The organism is Streptomyces sp. S4.7 (assembly GCF_010384365.1).
GTDB lineage: Bacteria > Actinomycetota > Actinomycetes > Streptomycetales > Streptomycetaceae > Streptomyces.
This window is the reverse complement of record NZ_CP048397.1, coordinates 2,306,978-2,332,202: the sequence shown is the minus strand read 5'-3', so window position 1 is coordinate 2,332,202 and position 25,225 is coordinate 2,306,978. Positions and strand designations below refer to the sequence as shown.

Below are 25,225 nucleotides of genomic sequence, written 5' to 3'. Positions count from 1 at the left end.
CAGTTGTTCGGTTGTGCCGTTCATTCATTTCCGGCGCGCCGGAGCCGGGCGCCGGTGGATCAGTCCCCTGGCCGGTGTGTTCGGTAGTGCTCACCGAAGGCGGCGAGCCGGTTCTTCTCCAGCCAGCCGCTGAACAGCCGCCCGACCGGTGCGCCGGGCACACCGTCGCGCTCTCCGGGACCCGCCGCGGACAGCAGCCAGGCCGGCATGAACCGCAGTGTCCAGACCGGTGCCGTCTTTCGCATGTGCTTCGCGAAGCCCTTCCAGATCCTGTCGTCCAGGGCGGGGGCCAGTCGCCCCGACAGCTCGCGTTCCTCGTCGGCGGCGTGCTTGGCGAGCTGCACGCGCAGCTCGTCCGTCCGGGTGGCCAGCTCAGCCGGGGCCGCCTCATCGGTACCGAGCCGCCGACTCGTCGTGTGCCAGGTGTGCAGGACCTTGGTGAGCTCCTCGTGCTCGGCGGTCATCAGGGCCAGCGCCTCCTCGTCGGCGCCGCGTTCGCGCAGCTTCGGCCAGAGGAAGTCGTCCTCGCCCTCGTGGTGGTGCTCGATCAGCTGGAAGATCCTTCCCACGTAGTCGCGCAGAGCGGCGGTGCGTTCAGCGTTGACCGCCGGCAGTTCACGGGCGGCGCGGCCGATGCGCTCAAGGTCGCGCACCATGGCGCGGTGAGCCAGCAGCATCGTCTGGTGGCCCGGGGCGAGGACGGTGGTGTTGGACTCGGTCACGAGCGGCTCCTTGCATGCGCGACGATGAGGGGACCTGGGGCGTGTTTCGGAAGTGGCGTCGTCCGCCCGAAGGGCGGGACCTGTGAGACACGCCCTGGAGGGGTCGGGCGCTTCGCGGGTGGCGAGCCGATGGATCGCGGGGCCCGGTACGTGGTCACCAGGCGTCGTCCGGCAGCTCCATCAGGACGCTGTCCTGACGTTCGGCGAGAGCGCGTTGGGCGGTGAGCAGCGGAAGCACCTCCTGTGCGAAAAACCTGGCCGTCGCTATCTTGCTCAGATAGAACGCGTGCTCGGCGCTGTTCCGGTCATCCTGATACGTCGCCAGCTTCTCCTCGGCCACCGTTGCCTGACGGAGCAGCAGCCAGCCGAGCAGCACGTCGCCGGTTGCCATCAGCAGCCGTGTGGTGTTCAACCCCACCTGGTGGACGGCCGTCGGCTCCTCCAGCGAACAGAGCAGCCACGTGCCCATGACGTCTGCCATCGCGCGCAGTTGCGCCACCGCTTCCGCGAGCAGCGCACGCTCCGCCGCCAGGCCGCCACCCGTCTCGTTGCGCGCCTCCTTCTCCACCTCGGCGAGCAGGGCGTGCAGGGCCGAGCCCTGGTCCCGGGCGACCTTGCGGAAGAAGAAGTCCATCCCCTGGATGGCGGTGGTTCCCTCGTACAGGGTGTCGATCTTGGTGTCGCGGATGTACTGCTCCAGCGGAAAGTCCTTCGTGTAGCCCGCTCCGCCCAGAATCTGCAGGGCGTGGTTGAGCTGCTCGCAGGCGCGCTCGGAGCTGTAGCCCTTGACGATGGGCAGGAGCAGGTCGTTGAGCGCCGTCGCCTCCTCGTCGGTGCTCCCCTCGGCGAGCGCCGACGCGATCCGGTCCTGCACGGTCGCCGTGTAGAGGACCAGGGCGCGCAGCCCCTCCGCGAAGCCCTTCTGGAGCAGCAGCGAGCGCCGTACCTCCGGGTGCCGGATGATGGGCACCTTGGGGGCGGAGCGGTCGCCGAGGGCGGCCAAGTCCGAGCCCTGCACCCGCTCCTTCGCGTACGCGGCCGCGTTGAGGTACCCGGAGGACAAGGTGGCCGCGGACTTGGTCCCGACGATCATCCGGGCCTGCTCGAGGATCTGGAACATCTGCCGGATGCCGTCGTGCTCCTCGCCGAGCAGCATGCCGACCGCCGGCTCCTCGGCCCCGAAGGTGAGTTCACAGGTTGCCGAGGCCTTGAGGCCCATCTTGTCCTCCAGCGCGGTGGCGTAGACCCCGTTGCGGGCCCCCAGCCGGCCGGTCGCTGGCTCGGCGATCCGGAACTTGGGCACCAGGAACAGTGACAGTCCCTTGGTTCCGGGACCGTGGCCGTCCGGCCGGGCGAGTACGAAGTGGACGATGTTCTCGGCCAGATCGTGCTCGCCGGAGGTGATGAACCGCTTGACCCCCTCCAGGTGCCAGCTCCCGTCGGGTTGCCGCCGCGCCCTGGTCCGGCAGGCGCCCACGTCACTGCCCGCCTCGGGTTCGGTCAGCACCATGGTGCCGCCCCATTGCCGTTCGGCCATCACCCGGGCGAGCTGCCGTTGCTCCTGGTTGCCGAGGCGGTCGAGTACTCGCGCGAAGCCGACGAACCCCTGATAGAGGTAGAGCGCGGGGTTGGCGCCCAGAGCCAGCTCCGCCACCGCCCAGCGCAGCGACGGCGGCACCTCGGCCCCACCCTGCGACACCGGCAGGTCGAGCAGGTGCCAGCCGCCCTGAAGCCAGGCCCGATAGGCGCGCTTGAAGGAGTCGGGCAGCGTGACCGAGCGAGCCGCGGGATCGTAGACCGGCGGGGTGCGGTCCGCCGCCACGGAGGCGTCCGCCAGTTGGTGCACGGCCAGGCGCTCGACCTCGGCCAGCATGGCCCGCGCGGTCTCCTGGTCGGTTGCGGCGAACGCCCCCCGACCGTATGCCCCGGCGCGGCCCAGCACCTCGAAGAGGACGAACTCCAGGTCCCGCAGATTCGACTTGTAGTGGCTCATGGCCGGTTGCTCCGCTCCATTCGTGAGATGTGCCGATCCGGCGCCGGAATCGGGCTCCGTGCCGGGCGGCACTCGGCACGGAACCGGGTCACGGTCGGCCGAGCAGCTGGGTCAGAGCTGCGGCGAGGCGTTCGACCTCCGCCTCCGTACCGACCGAGATGCGCAGCAGGCCCGGCAGCCCGAGGGCGGTCAGATCGCGGACGAGGACGTGGTGCTCCTCGGCGAGACGGGCAGCGAAGCGGACGCTGTCGCCAGGTTCGGAGCCCTTCCCCGGAACCTGCGCCATCACGAAGTTCGCCGCCGAGGGAAAGTAGCCGAGACCCAGCGAGTCCAGGGTCTTGCACAGCAGCTCCCTGACCCTGGCGTTGTCCGCCCGCACCCGGTCCAGGTACTCGGGTACGTCCAGGGCGCGCCGCACGGCCCGCTGGGCCTGGCGGTTGACGTTGAAGGGCAGCGCCATCGCGGTGGTGTTGAGCTGCCCGATCAGGTCCGGTGGGCCGACGGCGAAGCCCGCGCGCACCGAGGCCAGGCCCCACGCCTTGGAGAAGGTGCGGGTCACCAGCACCCGCCGTCCCTCCCGCACCGCCTCCAGCGCGAACTCGTGGGCGGGGCCGGCGAAGTCGATGTACGCCTCGTCGAATACCAGCACGGTTCCGGTGCTCTCGGCGGTGTCGATCAGCTCATGGACCTCGTCGCGGTCCAGCAGCGCCCCGGTGGGGTTGAGCGGGTTGCAGACGAACGTGAGGGCGGCACCCTGCCGCATGGCGGCCGTGAGGCCGGCGACCGGGATCGCCGCGCCCGTCAACGGGACGGTGTGCGTCCGCGCGCCCACGGCCGCGGCCGAGGTCACGTAGCCGGGAAAGGTGCCGCCGGTGGTGGCGACGAAGCCGCCGGTCCCGCGCAGGAACGTCAGCGAGGCGAGCAGCACCAGCTCATCGGTGCCGTTGCCGAGCGCGATCATTTCGGGGGCGACCCGGAAGTGCTCGGCCAGACGCTCCCGCATCGCCGCGCACTCGCTGTCCGGGTAACGGTTTAGGTGGTCGGAGGCCTCGGCGCACACGTCCTCGACCGTGCCGGGCGGAGGGCCGTACGGGTTCTCGTTGAGGTGCAGGCGAAGCCAGTCCTCCCGGCCGGTGATCTCTGTGGAGGTGAAGAAGTATGGCTGAGCCGAGCCGTCTTGCGGCATGGAATCCTTCTCTCGAACGGTGTCGACGGGTCAGCCGAGGAGGACCCGGGCCAGGGTCTTGATCGCGTCCCCGCCCGGCCTCAGGGCGGCCCGGCAGCGGAAGCGCTGGACCTTCCCGCTGGGTGTCCGGGGCAGGTGGCCGCGCTCGACGAAGACGCACTCCGCGAGCGCGATGCCCGACTTCTCACGCGCGACGGCGGCGGCCCGGTCGGCGATCAGGTGGAAGTCGTCGCTCCGCCGCCTGGGCTCCAGCAACAGGACCAGCCGGGAGACGCCGCCGTCGGCCACGTCCACCAGAGCCGAGCACCCCGTGCGGACCGAGCCGAGCGACTCGACCGCCGACTCGATCTCGCTGGTGTAGACGTTGCGCCCCCCTACCGAAATCAGGTCGTCGGCCCGGCCGACGAAGTACACCTCGCCCTCGTGGACGAAGCCCAGGTCGCCGGTGTGCAGCACGCCGTCCCGGAACCGCTCGGCCGTTTGCACGGGGTCCCCGAGGTAGCCGGAGGCCAGACTGGGGGAGGAGACCAGGAGCTGTGAGACCCGGCCCGGCTCCTGCGTGGTCACCGTGACCCCGGGAAGCGGCGGTCCGTTGGATACCAGCCGCGTGGCGCCCGGAGTGCCGTCGGGGACCTCGGTGATCTCACCGGCCATCAGCCCCGCCCCGTCGAAGCTGCGGGTGGACGGTTCCAGCCACGTCCTGCTGCTGGAGACCGCCAGGGTCGCCTCGGCCATGCCGTAGGCGGGCATGAACGCCGCCCGGGACAGGCCCGAGGGCCCGAACGCGGCCATGGTGGTCTCCAGGGTCGCCGCGTCCACTCGCTCGGCGCCCACGACGAAGACCTTGAGGGCGAGCGGCTTCGGCAGCGGCGTGCGGCCCTGCGCCCTGGCCGCCAGGTGCAGGGCGGTGTTGGTGCCGGCGGACATGGTGGCGCCGAACTCCGACATGTCCCGGAACCAGGTGCGCGGCGCCATCCCGAAGCGTTCGGGGGAGGAGAGGACGAAGTCGTAGTCGAACGCCCAGGCGTTCAGCAGGGTTCCGAAGATCCCCATGTCGTGGGAGAGCGGCAGCCAGGAGACGATCGTCTCGTCGCCCACGCGCCCGTCCGCCAGGTCGTAGAGCATGTGCAGGTGCGTCGCGATGGCGCGGGAGGTGAGCGCGCAGCCCTTGGGCACGCTGGTGCTGCCGGACGAATACTGGACGAAGGCGGTCTCCTCCGGGCCGGGCGGCGACGGGTCGATGTGCCCGCCGCCGTACAGCGAGGTCCAACTGCGGACCGGGAGCCGCGCGGCCAGCCCGGCCGGCACCATCGGCGCGATGGTCTCGTCCGTCAGCAGCACCGTGGCATCGAGCCGCTCGGTCAGCCGCGTGAGCTGGCTCCCGTACTCCTCGGGGGTCTGGCCGCGGGCCGGCAGCGGGAAGGACGCGACGGTGCCGCCGGCCAGCCAGACCGCGAGCAGGCCGCGCACGGTGTGCGCCGAGTTGGTCAGGACGGTGGCGACCCGGGACCCGGGCCGCACACCGGCCGCACGGAGCATGGCCGCCATGCCGTGCGCCTCCCGCACGACCTCGCGCCACGGGGTGTGCCCGAAGCCCTCCCCGTCCCAGTGGTGCAGGACTCCCCGGGACCGGCCGCGCAGCAGCAGGTCCCACAGTTCGGTGCCGGTGCCGGTGCCGGTGGCTGCCACTGCTACTCCACGTCCACGAGGGAGATGTCGGAACCGTCGCGCGACCGGTGCGCCATGGGGGCGATGCTCTGTTGCCCGGTCAGCAACTCCTCCCGGCTGAGCTTGCTGCCCTCGACCCGGCTGACTCCGGCCTCGCGCATCGTCATCCGCTCGGGGTCGATCCGGATGACCTTCCAGGCCAGCCGGGTCCGCTCCAGACTCCAGATGAAGACGGCCGAGAGATCGACCTCGTACCACTTCATCCCATGCCGCGCGGAGCGGGGGAAGGCGTGGTGGTTGTTGTGCCACGCCTCACCGAAGGACGGCAGGGCGAGCCAGGCGACGTTGCGGGACTCGTCGGTGGTGGCGAACCGCCGGCTGCCGAAGTAGTGGCCGATGGAGTTCACCGCGTACGTCATGTGATTGATCAGGAAGATCCGCACCAGGCCGCCCCACAGGATGCCGGTCAGCAGCGCCTCGACGGAGCCCCCGGTGATGGCGAAGGCCAGCAGGCCGGGCAGCAGGATGCCGGCGGCGACGACTGCGATGAAGTTCTCGCTCAGCCAGCGCAGCGGCTTCTCGCGGACCAGGTCCGGGCAGTAGCGGATGGGGTCGGACTTGAGCCCCTCGTCGAAGAGCCATCCCAGGTGCGCGTGCCACATGCCGGCCATCGCGCCCCTGAAACCGGGTGCGAAGCCGAGATGGGGGCTGTGCGGATCGCCCTCCTTGTCGGCGACCCGGTGGTGCTTGCGATGGTGGGCCGCCCAGATGATCGGAGGCCCTTGGCCCGCCAGTACGCCGGCCGTGGCGAGCGCGACGCGTATCGGCTTGTACGTCTCGAACGCGCGGTGCGTCAGCATCCGGTGGTACCCGGCGGAGATGCCGAGCCCCGATATCGCGTACATGATCAGGGTGACCAGCACATCGGTCCAGCCGAAGATGTGGTTCCAGGCCAGCACCATGGCCGCGCCGAGTGCGAGCAGTGGTACCAGTGACGCGACGAGCATGTACCAGCGGTGTTCTCTGCCGTCCATATCCTTGCTGTCCTCTTCTCTCGGTTCCTGCCGTGTCCGGTTTCTGTGGCGTGTGGTCGTCCTGTCGTGCCGACAGGGGCGCGGGCTTGCGGGATTCAGACGCCCGAGGTGGTCTCCGGGTCGAACTCGGTGCGCAGCGCGGGCAGTGCGAGTGACAGCAGCGCGGCACATCCGGTGAGCACCGTTCCGAGCAGGAACGCCGAGTGGAAGCTGGTCAGCAGCGCGTCCGGCAGAGCGGCGCCGGAGGAGACCTCGTCATCCAGCCGGCTGCTCGCCAGGGTGGCCAGGACGGCGAGTCCGATCGCGCCACCGATCTGCTGGCCGGTGTTGAGCACCCCGGAGGCCGCCCCGGAGTCCGCCTTGGGCACTCCGCTGACGGCCGCCACCACCAGCGGCACCATGGCCAGCCCGTAACCCGCCGCGCACAGCAGCAGGGTCGGCAGCAGATCCGCCGCGTACGACGCCTCCAGCGGTGTCCTGAGCAGCAGCCCGAGCCCGAGGGTCGCCGAACCGAGGCCGACGAGGCACAGCACACGGCTGCCCACCTTCGGCAGCAGCTGGATGGCGATCCCGGAGAAGACCGCCATGGTGACGCCGAACGGTGCCCAGGAGACGCCCGCCTTCAGCGGCGACCAGTCCAGCAGGTTCTGCATGTACTGGGTCAGGAAGAAGAAGATCCCGTACAGCCCCGAGGCCGCGAGCAGCATCATGACGTTGGCGGTGGCGATCTGCCGGTTGGCGAAGAGGCCGAGCCGGATCAGCGGTTCGTCTGCGCGCTGCTCCCGCACCACGAACGCGGCCAGCAGCACCGCGGAGCCGATCAGACCGCCCACGGTCTCCGCGGATCCCCACGGGCGGTGGTTGGTGCTGATGACGGTGTAGACGAGGAGCAGCAGCGCGCCGGTGATGAGCACAGCCCCGGTGCCGTCGGTGGAGGGCCGCTTGGAGGGCCGCTCGGCGCGGTCGGCGAGCGCGGGCCGCAGCGTGAGAACGAACAGCAGGATGCCGATGGGGATGTTCACGAAGAACACCCATCGCCAGTCGATCAGATCGGTGATGACGCCGCCCAGCAGCACCCCGGAGACACCGGATATGCCGGTGAGCCCGCCCCAGATACCCAGCGCCCTGCGCCGCTCCTTGGCCTCGCTGAAGACGGTGATGAGGATGGTCAGGGCGGCCGGACTCAGCAGCGCCGCACCGAACCCCTGGGCCCCGCGGCCCACGATCAGCGTCTCCGGTGAGTTGGCCAGCCCGCACCCGAGCGAAGCGAGGGTGAAGACGCTCAAGCCGGTGAGGAACACCCGACGGGGGCCGAACAGGTCGGCGCAGCGGCCGCCGAGCACCAGGAAGCCGCCGAACAGCAACATGTAGGCATCGACGACCCAGGCCAGCGAGGCCCGATCGAAGCCGAGTTCGTCGCGGATGGTCGGCAGCGCCATGGCGACGACGGTGTCGTCGATGATGACCATGAACTGCGCACCGCAGGTGACCGCGAGCGCGAGTCCGGCCGCCTTGGCTGCCGCGCCGGTCGGGGGTCCCTTGGTGGGCCGGACTGTTCCCCTGCTCATTGAGATTCCTTCACGTCGGGTGCGTTGTGCTGTGCCGCAGGACCGGATGGTGCCGAGGAGGTCAGGAGGTACCGGTACGGCTGATGACCCGGTTCAGCCGGTCCATACGCGTGGCGAGGCTCATCCGTCCCTCCAGGCGGAAGGCGGGCAGTCGCCGGCCGTCGATGTCGTTGAACCCGTACTCCTCGGCCAGGTCACCGGTCGAGAGCACCTGGCCGGAGCGTTCCAGCACCTGTGGGTCGGCGGCCAGGTGGGCGATCGCGCGACCCACGTACTCGGGGGAGTGGACGACGGCGGCGGGTCCGTCGCCGAGCGCCTCCCAGGCCGCCTCCACCCGCTCGGTGCGTACGAATCCGGGGTGCACCGACAGTGCCGCGACCCGCTGCTTGCGCAGGTCCGCGGCGAACGCCCTGCTCAGCCGGTCACTCGCCGATTTGAACACGTCGTAGGCGGCTTGGCCCAGGTAGATGTCGCCATCGGTGAAGCCGATGCCGACTATCAACCCGCTCTGCTGCTCCGTCATCAGCGGGGTGAGCAGCCTGGTCACGTCGTACTGGGCGCGCAGCGAGCCCTCGCACAGCTCGTACCGCCACATCGGCTGCTTCCAGTAAGGGGCGTCGAAGCGGATGTCGGCGGAACGCTCGTAGCCGGCCCAGGCGTTGTTCACCAGCAGGTCGAGGGAGCCGTGTTCGGCCGCGACGCGGTCGGCCAGCGCCTGGTTGTCGTCGGTGGAGCGGTGGTCGCAGCGCACCGCGATGCCGGTGCCGCCGCGGGCGGTGACCTCCTCGGCCGTGTCGTCCACCGTTCCCGGCAGGTCCTCGGTGCGCCCGGTGGTGCGGGTGCTGCGCCCGGTCACGTACACCGTCGCGCCGGCGCTGCCCAGAGCGAGGGCGATGCCGCGTCCCACCCCCCTGCTGGCTCCGGTGACCACGGCGACGGTCTTCTCCAGTCGGGGCGGCTGCCACTCCTGGTGCATGTCCTGGTCCACAGAGTGTCCTTTCGGCTCGCTAGCTGAGGTGGGCGGAAGCGTAGGCGAGGGTCCGCGCGTAGGCCTCCGTGTCCGCGATGTGCGGCAGGCCGTAGCGCTCACGCAACTCGGGCATGGAGCTGGGCAGTACGCCGCCTCCGCACCGGGTGACCTCGCTGACGTCGCGCAACACCGAGAGGTAGGAGCGGGCCAGCGGGGGCAGTCGGCGCAGCTCCTCGGGGTCGAGGGTGTCGGGATCGGTGACCGGCGGCGGGGTGAGAGGGCGCCCGAGTGAGGAGGCGTGCTTGGCGCACACCTCGACCGCGGTCTCCATGTCCATCGCCTCCTCGCCGTAGGTCACCCAGAACTCCCCGCTGTTCTCGTCCAGTTCGACGCAGCGCAGTACCGCCTTGGCGAGCAGGTCCTGGGGGACGACATCGATCCGGTTGCCGCGGTGCACCGGGAGGAACGGCGCCCGCCCGCGGCAGATCCAGTCCGACATGAGCTGGACGATCTGCCCCCGGGATGTCCAGCCGGTCAGGGAGTCGCCGATCAGATTGGTCGGCCGGAAGACGGTGTGCGGCAGACCGCTGTCGCGCAGCAGCTGTTCGGAACGGAGCTTGGAGCGGACGTAGTTGGTGGTGACGTTGGTCTCGCTGAGCCGGTGCGGCGCGCCCGCCGACAGCGCGGCGACGAATGCGGTGCTCATGAAGTGCACCGTCGCGCCGGCCGTTTCGGCGAACTCCATCACCCGGCGGGTGCCCTCCACGTTGACCGGCCGGTAGCGCTCGTCCGGCAGGCCCCACTCGGTCAGCCCGGCCGAGTGGATGACGGTGTCCACGTCGCGGACCAGCGTCCGGTAGCTGTCCTCGTCCAGCCCGAAGCGTGGTTCGGCCAGGTCGGCGGCGAGCTGTTCCTCCGCCTCGGCGGGCAGTGCGCTGCCCCCGGGCCGGACCATCGAGATCAGCCGGAGGGGGCGGCCCGGGGCCTCTCGCAGGATCGCCCGGCCGACGACGCCGGCGGCCCCCGTCAGCAGTACGGTGCGGTTCGTGCTCATGCCCGGGACTCCTTCCACTCCATCAGGCGTGCGGTGGCGCGGGCCCCGATGTACAGCAAGGGCTCCGGCGGGAAGGCACGTGCCGAGCGCTGCGCGTCGTCCACATAGAGCAAGCGGGAGAAGTCCGAGTCCTTGCCCAGTACCAGGTCCCGCAGCACCTTGCCGCCGGTGTGGGTGGCGGCGATGCCGTTGCCGTTGAATCCGTAGCCGTAGAAGATGTTGCCGCCCGGCAGCGAGCCGAAGTGCGGGGCGTAGTCACGGGTGATGTCCATGACGCCGCCGTAGGTGTAGGTGAATCGCAGGTCCCGCCACATGGGGAAGAACCGGCCGAACTCCTCGAAGAGAGCGCGGTAGGCGCGCTGGTCGTTCATGCGCCGCCGACGGGTGTCCCGGCCCCAGAAGTAGAAGGCGGGGCCGCCCGCCCACAGCAGGCGGTTGTCGGCGGTGAAGCGGGCGCAGGTCAGGAACGTCTTGGCCTCGACCATGCCCTCGCGGCCCGCCCAGTCGACGCGGCCGAGCTGCTCCTCGGTGAGCGGTTCACTCACCATCGCGTAACTCCACAGCGGCACCGTCTTGTTGCGGAACTGCTGGAAGGTGGACTGGAGTGCGTTGGCGGCGACGATCACCTTGTCGGCGGTGATCGTGCCCCCGGGAGTGACCACTTGCGGCCGTACCCCGGGCCGCACTTCCAGGACCGGGGTGTTCTCGTGGATCACCACCCCCCGTTCCTTGATCACGCGGGCCACCCCGCGGGCCAGTTTGAACGGATTGACCAGCGCGCCGCCGGTGCGGGTGGCTCCCAGCACGGCCGGGGAGCCGATCACCTCACGAGCCTGGGCCGCCGAGAGGAGGGGCGGCTGCTCCCGGCCGGCGATGGTGCCGGCGAGCTCGCGGTCCGCGCGCAGCCGCTTCAACTGCGCCTGGGTGGTGGCCACCATCAGGTAGTCGTTGGCCTCGTACTCGACGTCGATCTTGTTGCGGCGGGCGAAGCGGCCGATCTCCAGCACGGAGCGACCTACCGCCTGGGACGCTTCCAGGCTGCGGCGCGTCCCGAACGTCCTGACCAGGCCCTGGATGTCCTTACCGATGGTCGGCGTGACGAAGCCGTCCGCCCGGCCGGACGCCCCGTACCCGGCGTACTCGGCCTCGATGACGCGGATGTCGAGCGCGGGCTCGGCCTCCTTGAGGAAGTGCGCGGCCCACAGCCCGGTGTAACCGCCGCCGACGATGGCGATGTCGCAGTCCGCGTTCTCACGCAGCGGTGGCTCGGGAACGACCGGCTCCGTCTCGTGCCAGTAGACGACATGCTTTCGGCTAATCACTCAGCGCCCCTTCTGGAAAATAATTCTCGACAGTCCCAGATGGCGATTCTGGAAATGCCTGACACTCGCCTCCAGGTAGTTCTCGTAGTTGGCAACGTTCTCCTCGCTGGAGAACCGGACGGCCGCCTCCCGGTTGTTCCTGAGTCGATGCAGCCATTCCGCACAGGTCCGGCTGTAGTGGTCTGGGTCGTTGCGCAGGGAGACGACGTCGAAGAGCTTCTCGCTCCCCTCGACCACCTCCGAGAGAGCCGGAATTTCGGATTCCGGGAAGATGGTCTCGATGATGAACATCAGCTCGCGCACGGTTGCCTTGTCCATCACCGTATTGTTGCCCTTGACGTTCGTCTGGAGGGCGAGGCGGCCGCGCGGCGGCAGCCACTCGAAGCAGCGCCCGAAGAACTCCCGGTAGGCCGCCACGCGTTCGGCGCGCGAGAGCCCGGTACGGGCGAAGTGCTCGAAGGCGCCGATCGAGATTATGGCGTCGTAGGGCTCGGCCGGATGATGGTCACGCCAGTTCTCCACGCGGATCTCGGCCCCGGGGATGCCGGCCGACTCGGCGAGAGCGGCCTGACTGTCGCTGAGCGTGAGGCCCACCGCCTGCTGGACGCCGTGCACCTGCGTCAGCCGGCTCAGCACGCTGCCCCATCCGCATCCCACGTCGAGGACGCGCCGTGTGCCGACGGCGCGCGCCCCCTCGATCAGGTAGTCCAGCTTGCGTGCCTGCGCCGTTTCCAGGTCGTCCGGCACAGCCTCTGTGCCGAGTACGGGCTCCGCCCACAGGGCGCAGGTGTACGTGAGGGACCGGTCCAGCCACAGCGCGTAGAAGTCGTTGGAGACGTCGTAGTGGTGCCGGATGGCCTCGGCGGTGGCACCCTGGTATGCGGTCGTGCTCACGTGGTCGCACCGGCGGCCCGGGTCGTCTCGATCAGGTTGACCAGATCGCCGACCGTCTTGACGCTGGCCGCCTGGCTCGGGTCCAGTTCGACCTCGGCGTCGTCCTCGATCGTGTAGACGATGTCGGCGATCTGGAGGCTGGAGAGGCCAACCGAGTCGAAGGCGGTGTCAGCGTCGAGAGTAAGGTCGGCGGCCTTCTTGCCGAGCTTCTTCGCTATGAGGGTGCACACGGTTTCGACGGTGATCACGGATTTTTCCTCTCGATTGATCGCGATTGAAGGAAGCTAACCCGGCCGGGCGAACGGCACATAGCACATCGCATGGCAAATCCCTGTCATGTCGTTCCTTCCTGGCGGATGGCAGACAGGTGTCACTTGCCGATGCTGTGCCGCTGAAATTCAAATAAGTGGACCACCGCCTCAGAAAAGAACGGTCTTATGAGAAGCGAATCCCGTGTGGTCGACTTCATCGTCGATTTCTTGAGGTGCCAGGAAGTTCGGCATGTCTTCGGAGTCGGTGGCGCCAATATCGAGGACCTCTACGACGCGCTTCACCTCTCGGTGGACGGCCCGCTCGGCGTGGTCGCGAAACACGAGTTCTCGGCCGCCACGATGGCGGACGGCTATCACCGTGCGTCCCAGCGGATGCCCGTGATCGCTTCCACCTCCGGTGCCGGTGCCATGAACCTGGTTCCCGGACTGGCCGAACTGCGGGCCTCCCACGTACCGGCCCTCGCGCTCATCGGCCAGCCGCCACTGTCACTGGACGGTCGCGGGTCCTTCCAGGAGACCAGCGGGCTCGCGGGCTCGATCGACGCGGCCCGGCTGTTCACGGAGATCGCCGTGCACTGTGTACGGGTGACCGACCCGGAGGCGATCACGGAGGAGCTGCCGCGGGCCTTCGCCGCCGCGCTGTCCGAGCCCGGACCAGCCGTTCTGCTGCTGCCCAAGGACATCCAGCAGGCCGTACTCGAACCGTGGAGCAGGCCCGGGGCGCCGACCCGCGCCGCCCGCCCGCGTTCCGCGGACGCCGACCGCGCGCGGGCGGTGGCCCTGCTGCGCTCGGCCGTGGCACGGCACGGCGTGGCGGTGATCGCCGGCGAGGGCGTGGCCAGAGCGGATGCCCGGCCCCAACTGGCCGCTCTGGCCGAAGCGCTGGAGGCGCGCGTCGCGGTGGCACCGGACGCCAAGGATGTCTTCGACGACCGGGACCCCCGTCATCTCGGCATCGCCGGAGTGATCGGCAGCGCACAGGTGCAGGCAGCGGTGGAGCAGGCTTCCGCCGTCCTGCTGGTCGGCACCCGGCTGCCGCAGATGGCGGGGGCCGGGCTGCACGATCACCTCAAGGGCGTACCGGTCGTCTGCCTCGACCCCAGGGCCCCGTTCCTGGAGCCGTACGAGGACCTGGTGCGGCTCACCGGGGACCTGGCCGAGGAGATGACGACGCTGACCGGGGAACTGCTCGCGCCCACCGCGGGGCAGGAGTCCGGCGGCGCCGCACGGGCTCCGGCGGACAACCTGCGTAGGCCCGGGCTCGCACCGGTGGACGTGACGGCGGCGCCCGAGCCGGCCACGGTGGTGCCGGACACCTCGACGGAGGCGCTGGACATGGTGGCAGCGGCCCGCGTGATCGGCGAAGTCCTCCCCGAGCGCTCCATCGTGGTCAGCGACGCGGGCAACACCGGCGCGGTCGCGCTCAACCATGTGGGCCTGCCCCCGGGCGGCCGGTTCATCACCGCCATGGGCATGGGCGGCATGGGCCACAGTTTCGGTGCCGCGATCGGTGCCGCGTTCGCCACCGGGCGGCGCACCTGTGTGGTGGCCGGCGACGGGGCGTTCTTCATGCACGGCATGGAGGTGCACACCGCGATCGAGCACCAGCTGCCTGTCACCTTTGTGATCTTCAACAACCAGTCCCACGGGATGTGTTACACCCGGGAGCTGCTGTTCTACGCGGGCGACTACTCCTACAACCTCTTCCGCCCGGCCCGGATCGGCGACGGCATGGCGGCCATGTTCCCCGGTCTGGACGCGGTGACACCCCGTAGCGCCGACGAATTGCGCGCGGCGCTCGAACGGGTCCATGCCACCCGCGCGCCCGCACTGATCTGCATCGAGGTCGATCCGGCCGAGGTGCCCCCCTTCCGCCCCTTCCAGCACGTCATCGCCGCCGGTTCCAACCGGCCCGCCAATCTAGGAGTTGTACCAGGATGACCACCGCCCCGACGCACAACGACCCCACCGTCGGCTACACCCCGCCTCCCGCGGTCCCCAGCGACCTCAAGGACGTTCCCGGGCTGCTGCGCTGGGAGACCACTCCCCGGGAGGAGGCGTTCGCACACGCGGGCAAGCTGACCAAGGAGGCCTTCACCTACGACGAGGTGTACGGCGAGTTCGTGACCGTCCACCAGTACATCGACGCACCGCCGCAGGCCGTCTACGACTACCTGACCGACGAGCGCAACCTCAACGAATACACCTACAGCACCCGTGACTTCGCGCCTACCGGCACCCCCGGCCTCTACCAGGGCCGCGACACCCTGCTCGACGACGAGACCAAGATCTTCCTGCGTATCGACGGCAACCCGGACGCGCTCACCGTGGACATGAAGTGCGCCTGGGACCAGGGCGAGGAACTGTGGATGGTCTACATCCACCGGATCATCTCGGCCGAAACCGTGCTGGGCAAGCGCGGCTCAGTGGTCATCTGGACCAACTGCCACCACCCGAACTACGACAAGAACCCGCACCCCGAGCTGGCCTCCAGCCCCGAGCGCCCCTGGGTCGGTGACACCTGGGGCCTTTTCTACGCCGGGCACAAGATAGAGATCGACAACCTCAAGACGATCCTTGAACTCCGCCACGGAACCACAGCATGAGGACGGTGAGTCTGCTCGAACTCGCCTCCTACATGCCGGGGGATCCGGTGGGTACGGACTACTTCCTGCCGTACCAGGGGAACGACGGTGAGCTGGCCGGAAGCACCATGTTCAAGGCGCCGAGCCACCGGCACCAGGTGTCCCGCGACGAGACTCCAGCGGACATGATGGAGAAGGCCGGCGCGCTCCTCGCGGAACGGATCGGCAAGGACGCGCTCCGGGGTGCCGACGCGGTGATCACCAACACACTCCTGCCGGAGGTGCCGTTCACCGGGCCGGGCGCCGAGGTCGCCCACCGGCTCGGAGTCCGGGCCGACTGGGTGCTGGACGCCCACAACGGCGGCTGCGCTTCCTTCGTCCACATGCTCCGGCTCGGCAGAGCCCTGATCGCCTCGGGCCAGGCGAACTCCGCGCTGCTGTTCAACGTCCAGAACAGCGCGGGCCCGGTGATGACCCAGTCCGAGGTGCGTAAGCTCCCGGAGGCCGTCATCCCGGGGGACGGCTGCGCCGCCGCTTACCTGGCCGCCTCCGACGAGTCGCCGGTGCTCGGTATCGCGGTGACCAACCGAGGCGACTACACCCGTGACTGCGGCCTCACACTCCACGACGGCCGCAAGTACTGGGAGGCGGGGGAGAGCCAGATGCATGTCGGGTTCACCCCCGACAAGGTGTCGGACATCGTCGAGCGAGGCAACCGGCTCGTCCCGGAGGTGGTGGGCCGGGTGTGCGAGCAACTTGACCTCAAGACAGACGACATCGACCTGCTGATCACCAACCAGCCCAACCGGATGTTCTTGAAGCAGTGGCAGGAGCGGCTCTCCATTCCTCAAGAGCGCCATCTGGACACCTTCGACCGATTCGGGAACCTTTTCGGTGCGGGCGTCCCCATCACGCTTGACCACGGCATCCGCGAGGGGCGGGTCGCGGACGGCAGCCTGCTGATGCTGGCCGGCTTCGCCCATGCCGGGGACTTCGCCGGAGCGGCGGCCGTGCACTGGCGGGCCGGGGGTGTGCGCGAGTGACCGAGCGGGTCGGCCCGGACGGGCTCCGCCATGTCCGCCGGCCCGAGCACACCGTGTCCACCCCCGCGGGGGTGGCCGGTCCCCACACGCCTCAGCACCCCTTTCACCAGTGAGAAGAGGAAGAGACATGAGTCGGATCATCCAGGCAGCCACCGCTGCCGCCGCTGCCGCGCTGCTCGGCGGGATGGCCCTTGCCTCCCCGGCCTCCGCGGTCCCCGGCGCGGCGCAGACCGTGAGCGCGACGTACGACTGCGGCGCGTTCGGGGTCACCGACCTGGAGATCGAGGCTTCGGCCTCGGGCGGCGTCGGCTCCGTCAAGGTGTCCACCAGCGGCGGTCTCGCTCCGGCCGACATTCCGGCTGACTCAGTCACCGCCACCCTGCGCCTGGAGAGGGCCGCCGGTGGCACGGTGGACTTCACCGGTACCGCCAACGAGGCGACGCCCGCCGGCCAGCCGCTGACCATCGGCCCGCTGACCGCGCCGGTCGTCGCCGGTGACAGCCTCGATTCGTACATCCCGGCCACCGGTTCCGGTGACGTGTCGCTCAGCCTCAACATTCTGGGCGTGCCGAACACGTGCAAGGCCGTCTCCAAGCAGACGCCTGGACCGCTGGTCTTCTGACGACCGGTCACTCCGACCGCCGGCCCCGGAACGACACCCGGGAGCCGGCGGCTCGTTTGCCTGCCCTTTCAGCCTGCCCCGAGCCCCTCGGCGACCGCGGCGTCATCCCCGCGCCACACCCCGGCCTCCGGCGGCTGGACCACCAGCGGCCCGGACGGTCCGGCGGGGCGGGCGAGCGCCGCCAGGCAGTCCGCTCCGGCCGGCACGTCCTCGACCACCCACAGCTCCCTCGCGGCCGCGCCCTGCGCCCGCGTACGCTCCAGAACCGCTCCGGGCCGGTCCGGACGGACCGCCAGACGGGCCAGGTCGGTGCCGAGCCCGACGCCCCAGCCCTTGGCCACGGCCTCTTTCCGTACCCAGCAGCGCATCAGCGCCTCGTCGCGCGCCCGGCCCTCCGGCTCCGCGGCGACGTAGGCGCGCTCCTCGGCGCCAAGGCAGCGGCGCACCACGGCGGGCACCGCGAGCGGGCGGCGGTGCTCGATGTCCACACCCACAGGTACCGAGTGGGAGAGGGCGAGCATCCACCACGCGCCGGAGCGTGACGAGTTCACCCGCCAGTCGGTGCGGGGCGCGCGGATGAGCGGCGGGCCATGCCGATCGCTGCCGCAGCCCGGGCATCGCCCCCTGCCCCACACCACCTCGGTCGGCCGGACACCGTGCCAGCGCGCGACCGTACGCCGGATCGCGGCCCGGGCGCCGGCGTAGTGGGCGGCCGTGACCGGGTCCCGGTACTTCTCGAAGCGGCGTTGTTCCAGCTCGTCCAGCAGGGCCACGTCTCCGGCATCGGCGGTGTCCGGTGCGCGGCCCCTCCACAGGCGCACGCCTCCGTGTGTCTGCATGTTCACCCCCGGGCCCGCGCGAGGGGACCCACCACGTGCGCCCGGTTGCCACAACCTGGCTTCCGCGTGACGGCACGCCGGTGGCTGGTCACGGTCCACTCCGAGACGACCGGCCCGGAGCTGATCCGGCGGTTCGTCATTTCCTCGACGACGAGGAGGGCGATCTCGTGCTGACGGGGTGTGAGCCCGCGTGGGGCGGCGGACAACGCATTGCCGCGCGCCGTCGGCCCCGGTGCGCGCGGATGCGCGACGGACCGGCCGGGGGCCGGGTCCGTCCCAGCCCGGACGCCCGTAGCGCACACCTCGCCCACCGTGACGGCCGCCTCGCGCCGTACCGCCGTTCCCCGCGGGGCGCTCACCTTGCGCACGCTTCGGTCCCCTGCCCTGAACAGGGTGTCTCGTGCGTCCGGTGTCCTGCCGAGTGACGGGGCAGGACACCGGCAGGAACAGCGCGGTACCGGTCTGCCACCGCGGCCAGGTGGCGCAGTAGGGCGTCCTCGTGGGTGCGGACGAAGAAGTGTCCGCCGGGCATCGTGCGCAGCTCGCTGCCCAGGCCGCCGTGCGCGGACCATGCCTCCATCGCGGCCACCGGCACCAGCTGATCGCGGGCGCCGACCAACAGGTGCAGCGGCACGCGCAGGGGCTCGGTCTCCGCCACGGGCAGGGTTGTGGAGCAGAGCCGAAGATCGTCCCGGATCAGCGGCAGAAGCCTGGACCGGAACCCGCGCCGGCCAGCCAGCTCGGGCGGGATGCCGCCCAGTTGGGCGAGCCGCGTGGCCAGCAGTTGGTCGTCGGCGCCGGGATCCAGGACGCGGTTGGGAGGCACGTGCGGGGCGCGGTGGGAGCTGAGCACGAGTGCCCGCGGCAAGAGCGCACCGCGCCGCTGCCGCCGCAGCACCAGGGCGTGGGCGACGAACGCGCCCATGCTGTGCCCGTACAGGAGGTGAGGCCGGGCGAGGGCGGCGTCGAGCTGCTCGTCCATCTCCTCGACCAGGGCCGAGACCTCGGTGAACCGGCGCTCGTGAGCCCGCTCCTCACGGCCCGGCAACTGCACCGGAAGTACTTGCAGCCCGGAGCCGAGCTCGTCCAGTGTCTGCTGCCACCCACGGTAGGCGGACGCGCCGCTGCCCGCGCAGGGCAGGCAGAAGAGCGGCAACCCCGACCCGGTGGCCGAGCGCGGCAGATACGGCGTCATGGTGGCACCCCCCGGTTCCAGGCGGTAACGCCACGGACCGCCGTGCCCTGGAAGATATCACCGGCGGCGTGGGCAGGACGCCGTGCCGCCGTCCCCTTGGATCCGCGCCCTGCGGCTGCTGTCCCCCCCCGGCGGAGCGGCGGGCCCTCCCAGGACATCGTCCCCGGCCCCGGCGGGAGCACCGCCCCGCGGATCGCACCGCGCCGGTCCCGACGAAGCCGGGGAACACCTCCCCGCCGACTGCGACACCCGCCCCCGACGGGCCGGGGCCGCCCGTCGAACGCCCCGGCCCGGTGGGCTGGTGGTGGCGCGAACGCGTCAGTTGTCGCCGCGCGGCTCCGCGGCGACCAGTTCCGCGATCTGCACCGCGTTCAGCGCCGCGCCCTTGCGCAGGTTGTCGTTCGAGACGAACAGCGCCAGACCGTTCTCCACCGTCTCGTCCACACGGACGCGTCCTACGTAGGAGGCGTCCGTGCCGGCCGCCTGGAGCGGGGTGGGGATCTCGGACAGCTCGACGCCGGGGGCGTCCTTCAGCAGCTCGTACGCGCGCTCCACACCGATCGGGCGCTCGAAGCGCACGTTCACCTGGAGGGAGTGCCCGGAGAAGACCGGCACCCGCACACAGGTCCCGGAGACCTTCAGCTCCGGGATCTCCAGGATCTTGCGGGACTCGTTACGGAGCTTCTGCTCCTCGTCCGTCTCGAAGGATCCGTCGTCCACGATCGAGCCCGCGAGCGGTAGCACGTTGAAGGCGATCGGGCGCTTGTAGACGGTGGGCTCGGGGAATTCCACGGCGTCGCCGTCGAAGGTCAGCCGGTCGGCGGTCTCCACGACCTTGCGGGCCTGGTCGTGCAGCTCGGCGACGCCCGCGAGACCGGAGCCGGACACGGCCTGGTAGGTGGTGGCGACGAGCGCGACCAGGCCCGCCTCGGCGTGCAGCGGTCGCAGCACGGGCATCGCGGCCATCGTCGTGCAGTTCGGGTTGGCGATGATGCCCTTGGGGCGGTCGGCGACCGCGTGCGGGTTGACCTCGGAGACCACCAGCGGGACCTCGGGGTGACCGCGCCAGGCGGACGAGTTGTCGATCACGACGGGGCCCTGGGCGGCCACCTTCTCGGCGAGCGCCCTGGAGGTGGCGCCGCCCGCGGAGAAGAGCACGATGTCCAGGCCGGTGTAGTCGGCGGTGGAGGCGTCCTCGACGGTGATCGGCTCGCCCCGCCACTCGATGGTGGAGCCCGCCGAGCGCGCGGAGGCGAACAGCCGCAGCTCGTCGGCCGGGAAGTCCCGCTCGGCCAGGATGGTGCGCATGACTGTGCCGACCTGACCGGTGGCTCCGACGATTCCGACCTTCACAGGGACTCCTCCGTACGTACATGCGGCCCGGGTGCCGCGTCCATGATGCGTCTGTCCGAGCCCGGCTTGTCCAATCCATTTTGCTGGTCGGGACGGTGCGTCATGGGTCACACGGCGGGGCGGGCACACGTGAGGGGCGGGCGCCCGTCCGGACGCCCGCCCCCTTCTGCCACGCAGATCCCCCCGCAACGCGTACGGGGACCGTTACGCCGTTACGGCAGGACCTTCTCGATCACGACACTGCCGGTGCCCGCGGCAGTACCGCGCGCGTTCAGCAGCTGGACCTCGCCGAAGAACTGCCGGCCCTCCGGAGCGGCGCCGGCCACCGTCACCTCGGCGGAGACCTCCGCCGACGCGCCGTTGGCGAGCTTCACCGGGGCGTCGCCGACCGTGACCTCGCCCAGCGACGCCGAGTAGAACACGTCGCGGTAGTCGTACTCGGTGGTCCCGGCCGGGACCGAGTAGCCGGCCACCACGAAGGTGTACTCACCGGCCGCGGGCTCGACCAGGCTGACGGCTTCCTCGGAGTCGCCGTCGGCGGCCTGGCCGACGAGCACGCCGTCCCTGAAGACCGCGAGGTCCAGGTCCGCCGACTGGTCCGAGACGCCGCCGATGGCCACGTCGAGCCGCTCGACACCCTCACCGATGGTGACGGTCGTCTCCTTCTCCTCGCCCTGGCCGATCGAAGGCCGGTCGACCTTCGCCGAGCCGAGCGAGCCGCCCGCGAGCTTGCCGTCGATGGCGGCGGCCTCGTTGGTGACGGTCCACTCGACCGGGGCCGGCGTACCGATCTCGGCCTCGGGGAGCGTGGTGACCGCCGGGTCGAACGCGGCACCGAGCACGGTGACGTCCAGCTTGTACGGGTTGTTCAGCGTCGGCGACGTACGACGCGACTCGACCTCGATCTCCCAGACGCCCGGCGTCGGGTCCACGTACGAACGCAGGTCCGGACGGCAGGTGTTGGCCGGGTTGGTGTAGTTCGGGTAGCAGAAGATCGTCGAGCTGTCCTCCATCTGCACACCCTGCGGGTGCAGGCTGATGAAGCGGGTCTGGCTGCCCTCGGCGAGTCCGCCGAGCGCGACCTCGAGGGTCTTGGCGCCCTCGGGGACGGTGACGAAGTACGACTCGGTGCCGTTGCGCTCGACCGAGCCCAGCGACGAGTACGTGAACGAGGGCTTCGCCAGCTTCTTGGAGACGACCACCGTGGTCAGGATCTGCTTGTCCACGCCCGTGCTGGAACGGTCGTCCAGTTCGAGGATGGCGCTGTGCGTGCCGGCCTGGTCGGGCCGGGCCTGCACGGTGACGGTGACCGCCTTGTTCTTCGGCAGCTTGACCTTCTTGCCGCTCAGCAGCTTGAAGGTGCCGTCGTTGTACTTCCAGTTGAGCTGGTGCTCCACCAGACGGTTGGGGCCGGTGGTGCGGGTGATGGTGACGTCGTACGTCCGGCTCTTGCCGGCCTGGAGGCCGCCCTCACGGTCGTACACACCGGTGCCGAAGCCCGGGGTCTCCAGCGCGAAGTCGATCGACGTGTCGACCGGGGCCTTGACGCTGTACTCGTTGGCCTTCGCGCCGTCCTTGATCGCGTCCCACGCGTCGACGATGTCGATGAGGCCCGCGCCCTGCTCGTGCGCCTTCTTGCCGTCGATCTTGTCGGCGGTGGAGGTGAGGGCGGTGCGCAGCTTCGCGGGGGTCAGGTCGATCCCCTTCTGCTCGGCCGCCGAGAGCAGCAGCGCGCTCGCGCCGGTGGCCTGCGGCGAGGCCATCGAGGTTCCCTGGAGCATCGAGTAGCCGGGCGGCAGCTGGTAGCCGGCCTCGGCCACGGGGCCGCCGGCGGACCAGGTCTGCGTGGTGTTGATGGCGGCGCCGGGGGCCGAGATGATCGGCGCGAAGCCACCGTCCTCACGCGGACCGCGGGCGGAGAACGGCATCATGTCGTAGTCGGTCGTGACGACCGAGCCGTAGTTCGCCGCCCAGGTCTCCTTGGAGATGGAGGCGCCGACCGAGATGACCTTGTCCGCGACCGCGGGGTCGCTGATGGTGTTGGTGCCCGGACCGTCGTTGCCCGCGGAGATCACGAGCTGGACGCCGTAGGTGTCGATCAGCCGGGTGTACAGCTCGGCCCGCGCGTTGTTGCCGTCGTTCAGACCGGGCAGTCCGCCGATGGACATGTTGACGATGTCCACGCCGCGCTCGATGACGAGGTCGGCCATGCCCTCCGTGAGGGCGATGTTGGTGCAGCCGCCGCTCCAGGTGCAGGCGCGCGAGGAGACGAGCTGGGCGCCGGGCGCCGCGCCGTTCATCTTGCCGCCGAACAGGCTGTTCGCCGCGGTGATACCGGCGACGTGGGTGCCGTGCGAGCCCTCGATGACACCGATGTTGACGTAGTCGGACTTGACGCCCGCGTTGTTGACGACGTCCTCACGGACCTCGATGACGAACGGGATGCGCTCGACGATCTCGGTCTTCGGGTCGTCCTCGCCGAAGTAGCCGATCTGGAAGCCGTTGCGGTACGGCTTCATGATCTTGTCGTTGCCGAACTTGGCGTCGTTGTCGAGGTCGACGCGCACGGTCCGGGTGCCCGGGTCGTACAGCATCGCCCACACGTCGGTGGTGTCGCCGTCGCGGTTCAGGTCCCCGGCCATGTCGCCGCCGCGCGTGGCGGACTCGGCGAAGAGGTTGAACTTGTAGTTGCCGGCGGGGGCCGTGTACGCGCGGTTGTTGACCGTGAACGACGGGCCCTTGACGTCGAGCTGCATCGGACGCCAGGTGCCGTCACCGTCGTTGACCGGGTCCGTCGCCGTGACCCAGTCGACGATCTTGCGCTCGCCGGTGGTGGTCTTCTGCAGCGCCGGGTGGCCCAGGTCGACGCCCGAGTCGAGGATGCCGATGGTGACCCCGCGGCCGTCCGCCTTCGGGTTCTTCTTGACGAAATCGACCGCGCCCGTCTCGAAGGACGGGTTGTACGGGTTCTTCGCCGGGGTGTTCGCGCCGGGCGCCGTGGCGGCCTTGGCGCCCGAGGCCTTCGCGGCGCCCTTCACCGTGTCGGCGGCGGGCGTCGGGTCGTCCAGCTCGATCTCGTGCTTGAGGTCGATGCCGTGGACGGAGGAGAGCTTCCCGGCCGCCTTGAGCGCGGCCTCGGCCTTGCCCGTGGGCAGAGTGGCCCGTACGTAACCGAGCTTGTCGTACGTCTTGCCGACCACGGCGCCGGACACGGCGTCCAACTGGTCGGAGACCTGCTCGGTCCGGCCCGGGGCCGTGGCCACCATCACGGTGACGTTCTTCTCACCCTCGGCCACCGCCTTGTCGAGCAGATCGACGTCGTCCGAACCGAGCTTCTCGGAGGCGGACTTGGCGGGTTTCACAGGTGCGGAGGCGGCCGGGTCGTCGGCAGCCGGAGCGGCGAAGACAGGCAGCGCGCCGGTGGCTATCAGCGCTGCGGCCAGGCCCGTGGCGGCGGCGACCCGAGCCACGCGTCTCGGCCCGGATATGGAGCTCTCGGATTCGGAGGTCATCAGCATCCCTGGTTGTGAAAGAGACAGTCCGGAATTCGGTACCGGATGACCGCTCAGCTTTGCGTAAATGACCAGGGTTTGTGGAGAGCTGTCGGTGCGGGGAAGTGCCGGTGGCGCACATCCGCCATCGCGCGGCCTCCGCCATCGAGGACCAACCGCCGCATATCCGGGTCTTCTTCGGTCCTGCCGTGGTCCGCGCCGTCATCTGGGCAGCACGATCACACGGGCCGGGGGCTCGCGGTCGGAGGAGGTGAGGAGGGCCGTGCGGACCACCGTGGCCTGGAGTTCCGGTGAGTCCCGCAGTTTGCGGGGGGTCAGGTGGACCACCGTGATGCCGAGGCGCTCTAGGTGTTCGCGCTTACGGGCGCACTCGGACCAGGTGACGTCGTCCTTCGGTGTCCTGCCGTGGCGCGGTGCGCGGGTGTCCACTTCCACGGCTACCGCGTGGTCGGGCCAGTAGGCGTCGAGGCCGCCGAGGTGCGGGCCGCCCGGCAGACGCAGGTCGACGTTCCAGACCGGCTCGGGGAGTCCGTACGTCCGCACCATCTCGTAGAGCCGGCCCTCGGCGACAGCCCGTCCGGCGGCGAGCAGTGAGTCCACGGCGTCCACGACATGCGGCCGGGACAGCAGCCGCGCCCGGCTCAACTCCCGCACGACGGAAGCCGGTTCGCAGTGGCCGTGCCGCACGGCCCCGGTGAGCAGCCGGCGGACGGCCGCCGGGTCGGTGAGCCCGGCGACCGCGTCGGCCAGGGCGCGTGCCACGGGGGCCACCGGCAGGCCGGTGACCTGCCGCGCGGCCGGCAGCGCGTGGGCCCGCACGATACGGACGCAGCCGGTGGAGCGCAGCCGGCGGGTGCGGGGGACCAGTACGTCGATGTGTTCCAGCAAGGTCAGCGTGGGGGCCGACGGGAGACCGTGCAGGGTGAGGGCGGCCAGGCCGGTGATCATCGCGAGGTCGCCGGGGGCGCCGGTGCCGGGGCCGGTGGGCCGGACCGGGACGTCCGGCCGGCGCCCCGCGTACAGCAGAGCTCCGTGCAGGCGCTCCTCGCTGGTCGGCGGCCCCTGATGGAGCAGGAAGACCCCCGGCAGCAACTGCTGCCAGGGGCCTCTGGGCGCGCACCGCGCGGCGGCGCTCGCCGCGCCGACACCGTGCTCGCGCAACTGCGCGGCGGACAGGACACGCCGCTGCGCGCCGGCGAGGTGGCTGAGCGGGCGGGGGGAGAGGGGGGAAGGGGCTTCGCCGCCGCGGGAGGTGGAGGAGTTGTTCATGTCCGGGGCCTCCCCACGAACGGCCCACCCGCTAACCGCTGTTACGGGTCCGTCGGCAAATCAGGACGAGCTCGTCCTAAAGTACGGACGTTCGACTGCCGATCACGCGGGGTGCTTTCGGGCG

General features: G+C 70.4%; 20 protein-coding genes. 4 read left to right on the top strand and 16 right to left on the bottom strand.

Annotated features, from left to right (window positions below):
- Nucleotides 1-59: 59 nt before the first annotated feature.
- From SSPS47_RS10265 to SSPS47_RS10215, 11 genes are all read right to left on the bottom strand, one after another.
- The gene (locus SSPS47_RS10265) at nt 60-722 is read right to left on the bottom strand and encodes a hemerythrin domain-containing protein (RefSeq protein WP_239064835.1); all 663 of its coding nucleotides are present in this window, start codon (nt 720-722) and stop codon (nt 60-62) included.
- 154 nt (nt 723-876) lie between these two features.
- Nucleotides 877-2,715 (bottom strand): acyl-CoA dehydrogenase, encoded by a 1,839-nt coding sequence (locus SSPS47_RS10260; RefSeq protein WP_164250445.1) that lies wholly within the window; start codon nt 2,713-2,715, stop codon nt 877-879.
- Between the two features lie 88 nt (nt 2,716-2,803).
- Complete coding sequence (locus tag SSPS47_RS10255) at nt 2,804-3,901, bottom strand: histidinol-phosphate transaminase (RefSeq protein WP_164250443.1); 1,098 nt, start codon at nt 3,899-3,901, stop codon at nt 2,804-2,806.
- A 30-nt stretch (nt 3,902-3,931) separates the two neighbouring features.
- Nucleotides 3,932-5,590, bottom strand: a complete 1,659-nt coding sequence (locus tag SSPS47_RS10250; protein ID WP_239064834.1) for an AMP-binding protein — start codon at nt 5,588-5,590, stop codon at nt 3,932-3,934.
- Nucleotides 5,591-5,592: 2 nt separating this feature from the next.
- Nucleotides 5,593-6,603, bottom strand: a complete 1,011-nt coding sequence (locus tag SSPS47_RS10245) for an acyl-CoA desaturase (protein ID WP_164250441.1) — start codon at nt 6,601-6,603, stop codon at nt 5,593-5,595.
- 95 nt (nt 6,604-6,698) lie between these two features.
- Nucleotides 6,699-8,171: an MFS transporter gene (locus tag SSPS47_RS10240; protein WP_164250439.1), complete on the bottom strand. Its 1,473-nt coding sequence runs from the start codon at nt 8,169-8,171 to the stop codon at nt 6,699-6,701.
- A 61-nt stretch (nt 8,172-8,232) separates the two neighbouring features.
- The gene (locus SSPS47_RS10235) at nt 8,233-9,159 is read right to left on the bottom strand and encodes an SDR family NAD(P)-dependent oxidoreductase (protein WP_239064833.1); all 927 of its coding nucleotides are present in this window, start codon (nt 9,157-9,159) and stop codon (nt 8,233-8,235) included.
- 19 nt (nt 9,160-9,178) lie between these two features.
- Nucleotides 9,179-10,195: an SDR family oxidoreductase gene (locus SSPS47_RS10230; RefSeq protein ID WP_164250437.1), complete on the bottom strand. Its 1,017-nt coding sequence runs from the start codon at nt 10,193-10,195 to the stop codon at nt 9,179-9,181.
- The gene (locus SSPS47_RS10225) at nt 10,192-11,517 is read right to left on the bottom strand and encodes an FAD-binding oxidoreductase (RefSeq protein WP_164250435.1); all 1,326 of its coding nucleotides are present in this window, start codon (nt 11,515-11,517) and stop codon (nt 10,192-10,194) included. Before SSPS47_RS10225 ends, SSPS47_RS10230 begins: the two co-directional genes overlap by 4 nt.
- A complete protein-coding gene (locus SSPS47_RS10220; protein ID WP_164250433.1) occupies nt 11,518-12,411 on the bottom strand; it encodes a cyclopropane-fatty-acyl-phospholipid synthase family protein in 894 nt (297 codons plus the stop codon). It lies immediately after the preceding gene.
- Nucleotides 12,408-12,659: an acyl carrier protein gene (locus SSPS47_RS10215; RefSeq protein WP_164250431.1), complete on the bottom strand. Its 252-nt coding sequence runs from the start codon at nt 12,657-12,659 to the stop codon at nt 12,408-12,410. Before SSPS47_RS10215 ends, SSPS47_RS10220 begins: the two co-directional genes overlap by 4 nt.
- A gap of 189 nt (nt 12,660-12,848) precedes the next feature.
- On the opposite strand from SSPS47_RS10215, the gene SSPS47_RS10210 reads away from it, so the two are divergent.
- From SSPS47_RS10210 to SSPS47_RS10195, 4 genes are all read left to right on the top strand, one after another.
- On the top strand, nt 12,849-14,624 hold the full coding sequence (locus SSPS47_RS10210; protein ID WP_164250429.1) for a thiamine pyrophosphate-binding protein: 1,776 nt from the start codon (nt 12,849-12,851) through the stop codon (nt 14,622-14,624).
- The gene (locus SSPS47_RS10205; protein WP_164250427.1) at nt 14,621-15,289 is read left to right on the top strand and encodes an SRPBCC family protein; all 669 of its coding nucleotides are present in this window, start codon (nt 14,621-14,623) and stop codon (nt 15,287-15,289) included. The genes SSPS47_RS10210 and SSPS47_RS10205 overlap by 4 nt, the downstream gene beginning before the upstream one ends.
- Nucleotides 15,286-16,311 carry a 3-oxoacyl-[acyl-carrier-protein] synthase III C-terminal domain-containing protein gene (locus tag SSPS47_RS10200; RefSeq protein ID WP_164250425.1) on the top strand — a complete coding sequence of 342 codons (1,026 nt, stop codon included), beginning with the start codon at nt 15,286-15,288 and terminating at the stop codon, nt 16,309-16,311. Before SSPS47_RS10205 ends, SSPS47_RS10200 begins: the two co-directional genes overlap by 4 nt.
- Nucleotides 16,312-16,438: 127 nt before the next feature.
- Nucleotides 16,439-16,933 carry a hypothetical protein gene (locus tag SSPS47_RS10195; RefSeq protein WP_164250423.1) on the top strand — a complete coding sequence of 165 codons (495 nt, stop codon included), beginning with the start codon at nt 16,439-16,441 and terminating at the stop codon, nt 16,931-16,933.
- Nucleotides 16,934-17,001: 68 nt separating this feature from the next.
- Here the strand turns inward: SSPS47_RS10195 and SSPS47_RS35955 are convergent, their stop codons facing one another.
- From SSPS47_RS35955 to SSPS47_RS10165, 5 genes are all read right to left on the bottom strand, one after another.
- Nucleotides 17,002-17,772 carry a 4'-phosphopantetheinyl transferase superfamily protein gene (locus tag SSPS47_RS35955; RefSeq protein WP_164250421.1) on the bottom strand — a complete coding sequence of 257 codons (771 nt, stop codon included), beginning with the start codon at nt 17,770-17,772 and terminating at the stop codon, nt 17,002-17,004.
- 355 nt (nt 17,773-18,127) lie between these two features.
- Nucleotides 18,128-18,967 carry an alpha/beta fold hydrolase gene (locus tag SSPS47_RS10180; protein WP_164250417.1) on the bottom strand — a complete coding sequence of 280 codons (840 nt, stop codon included), beginning with the start codon at nt 18,965-18,967 and terminating at the stop codon, nt 18,128-18,130.
- Nucleotides 18,968-19,285: 318 nt separating this feature from the next.
- Nucleotides 19,286-20,320 (bottom strand): aspartate-semialdehyde dehydrogenase, encoded by a 1,035-nt coding sequence (locus SSPS47_RS10175; RefSeq protein WP_164250416.1) that lies wholly within the window; start codon nt 20,318-20,320, stop codon nt 19,286-19,288.
- A gap of 212 nt (nt 20,321-20,532) precedes the next feature.
- The gene (locus SSPS47_RS10170; RefSeq protein WP_164250408.1) at nt 20,533-23,838 is read right to left on the bottom strand and encodes a S8 family serine peptidase; all 3,306 of its coding nucleotides are present in this window, start codon (nt 23,836-23,838) and stop codon (nt 20,533-20,535) included.
- Nucleotides 23,839-24,033: 195 nt separating this feature from the next.
- Nucleotides 24,034-25,101, bottom strand: coding sequence for a hypothetical protein (locus SSPS47_RS10165; RefSeq protein ID WP_164250406.1), 1,068 nt, complete (start codon nt 25,099-25,101; stop codon nt 24,034-24,036).
- Nucleotides 25,102-25,225: the final 124 nt, after the last annotated feature.

Coding starts and splice junctions, on each gene's coding strand:
- SSPS47_RS10260 (WP_164250445.1), bottom strand. CDS start 2,715: ATGAGCCACTACAAGTCGAATCTGCGGGACCTGGAGTTCGTCCTCTTC.
- SSPS47_RS10255 (WP_164250443.1), bottom strand. CDS start 3,901: ATGCCGCAAGACGGCTCGGCTCAGCCATACTTCTTCACCTCCACAGAG.
- SSPS47_RS10245 (WP_164250441.1), bottom strand. CDS start 6,603: ATGGACGGCAGAGAACACCGCTGGTACATGCTCGTCGCGTCACTGGTA.
- SSPS47_RS10240 (WP_164250439.1), bottom strand. CDS start 8,171: ATGAGCAGGGGAACAGTCCGGCCCACCAAGGGACCCCCGACCGGCGCG.
- SSPS47_RS10230 (WP_164250437.1), bottom strand. CDS start 10,195: ATGAGCACGAACCGCACCGTACTGCTGACGGGGGCCGCCGGCGTCGTC.
- SSPS47_RS10210 (WP_164250429.1), top strand. CDS start 12,849: ATGAGAAGCGAATCCCGTGTGGTCGACTTCATCGTCGATTTCTTGAGG.
- SSPS47_RS10205 (WP_164250427.1), top strand. CDS start 14,621: ATGACCACCGCCCCGACGCACAACGACCCCACCGTCGGCTACACCCCG.
- SSPS47_RS10200 (WP_164250425.1), top strand. CDS start 15,286: ATGAGGACGGTGAGTCTGCTCGAACTCGCCTCCTACATGCCGGGGGAT.
- SSPS47_RS10195 (WP_164250423.1), top strand. CDS start 16,439: ATGAGTCGGATCATCCAGGCAGCCACCGCTGCCGCCGCTGCCGCGCTG.
- SSPS47_RS35955 (WP_164250421.1), bottom strand. CDS start 17,772: ATGCAGACACACGGAGGCGTGCGCCTGTGGAGGGGCCGCGCACCGGAC.
- SSPS47_RS10180 (WP_164250417.1), bottom strand. CDS start 18,967: ATGACGCCGTATCTGCCGCGCTCGGCCACCGGGTCGGGGTTGCCGCTC.
- SSPS47_RS10170 (WP_164250408.1), bottom strand. CDS start 23,838: ATGCTGATGACCTCCGAATCCGAGAGCTCCATATCCGGGCCGAGACGC.
- SSPS47_RS10165 (WP_164250406.1), bottom strand. CDS start 25,101: ATGAACAACTCCTCCACCTCCCGCGGCGGCGAAGCCCCTTCCCCCCTC.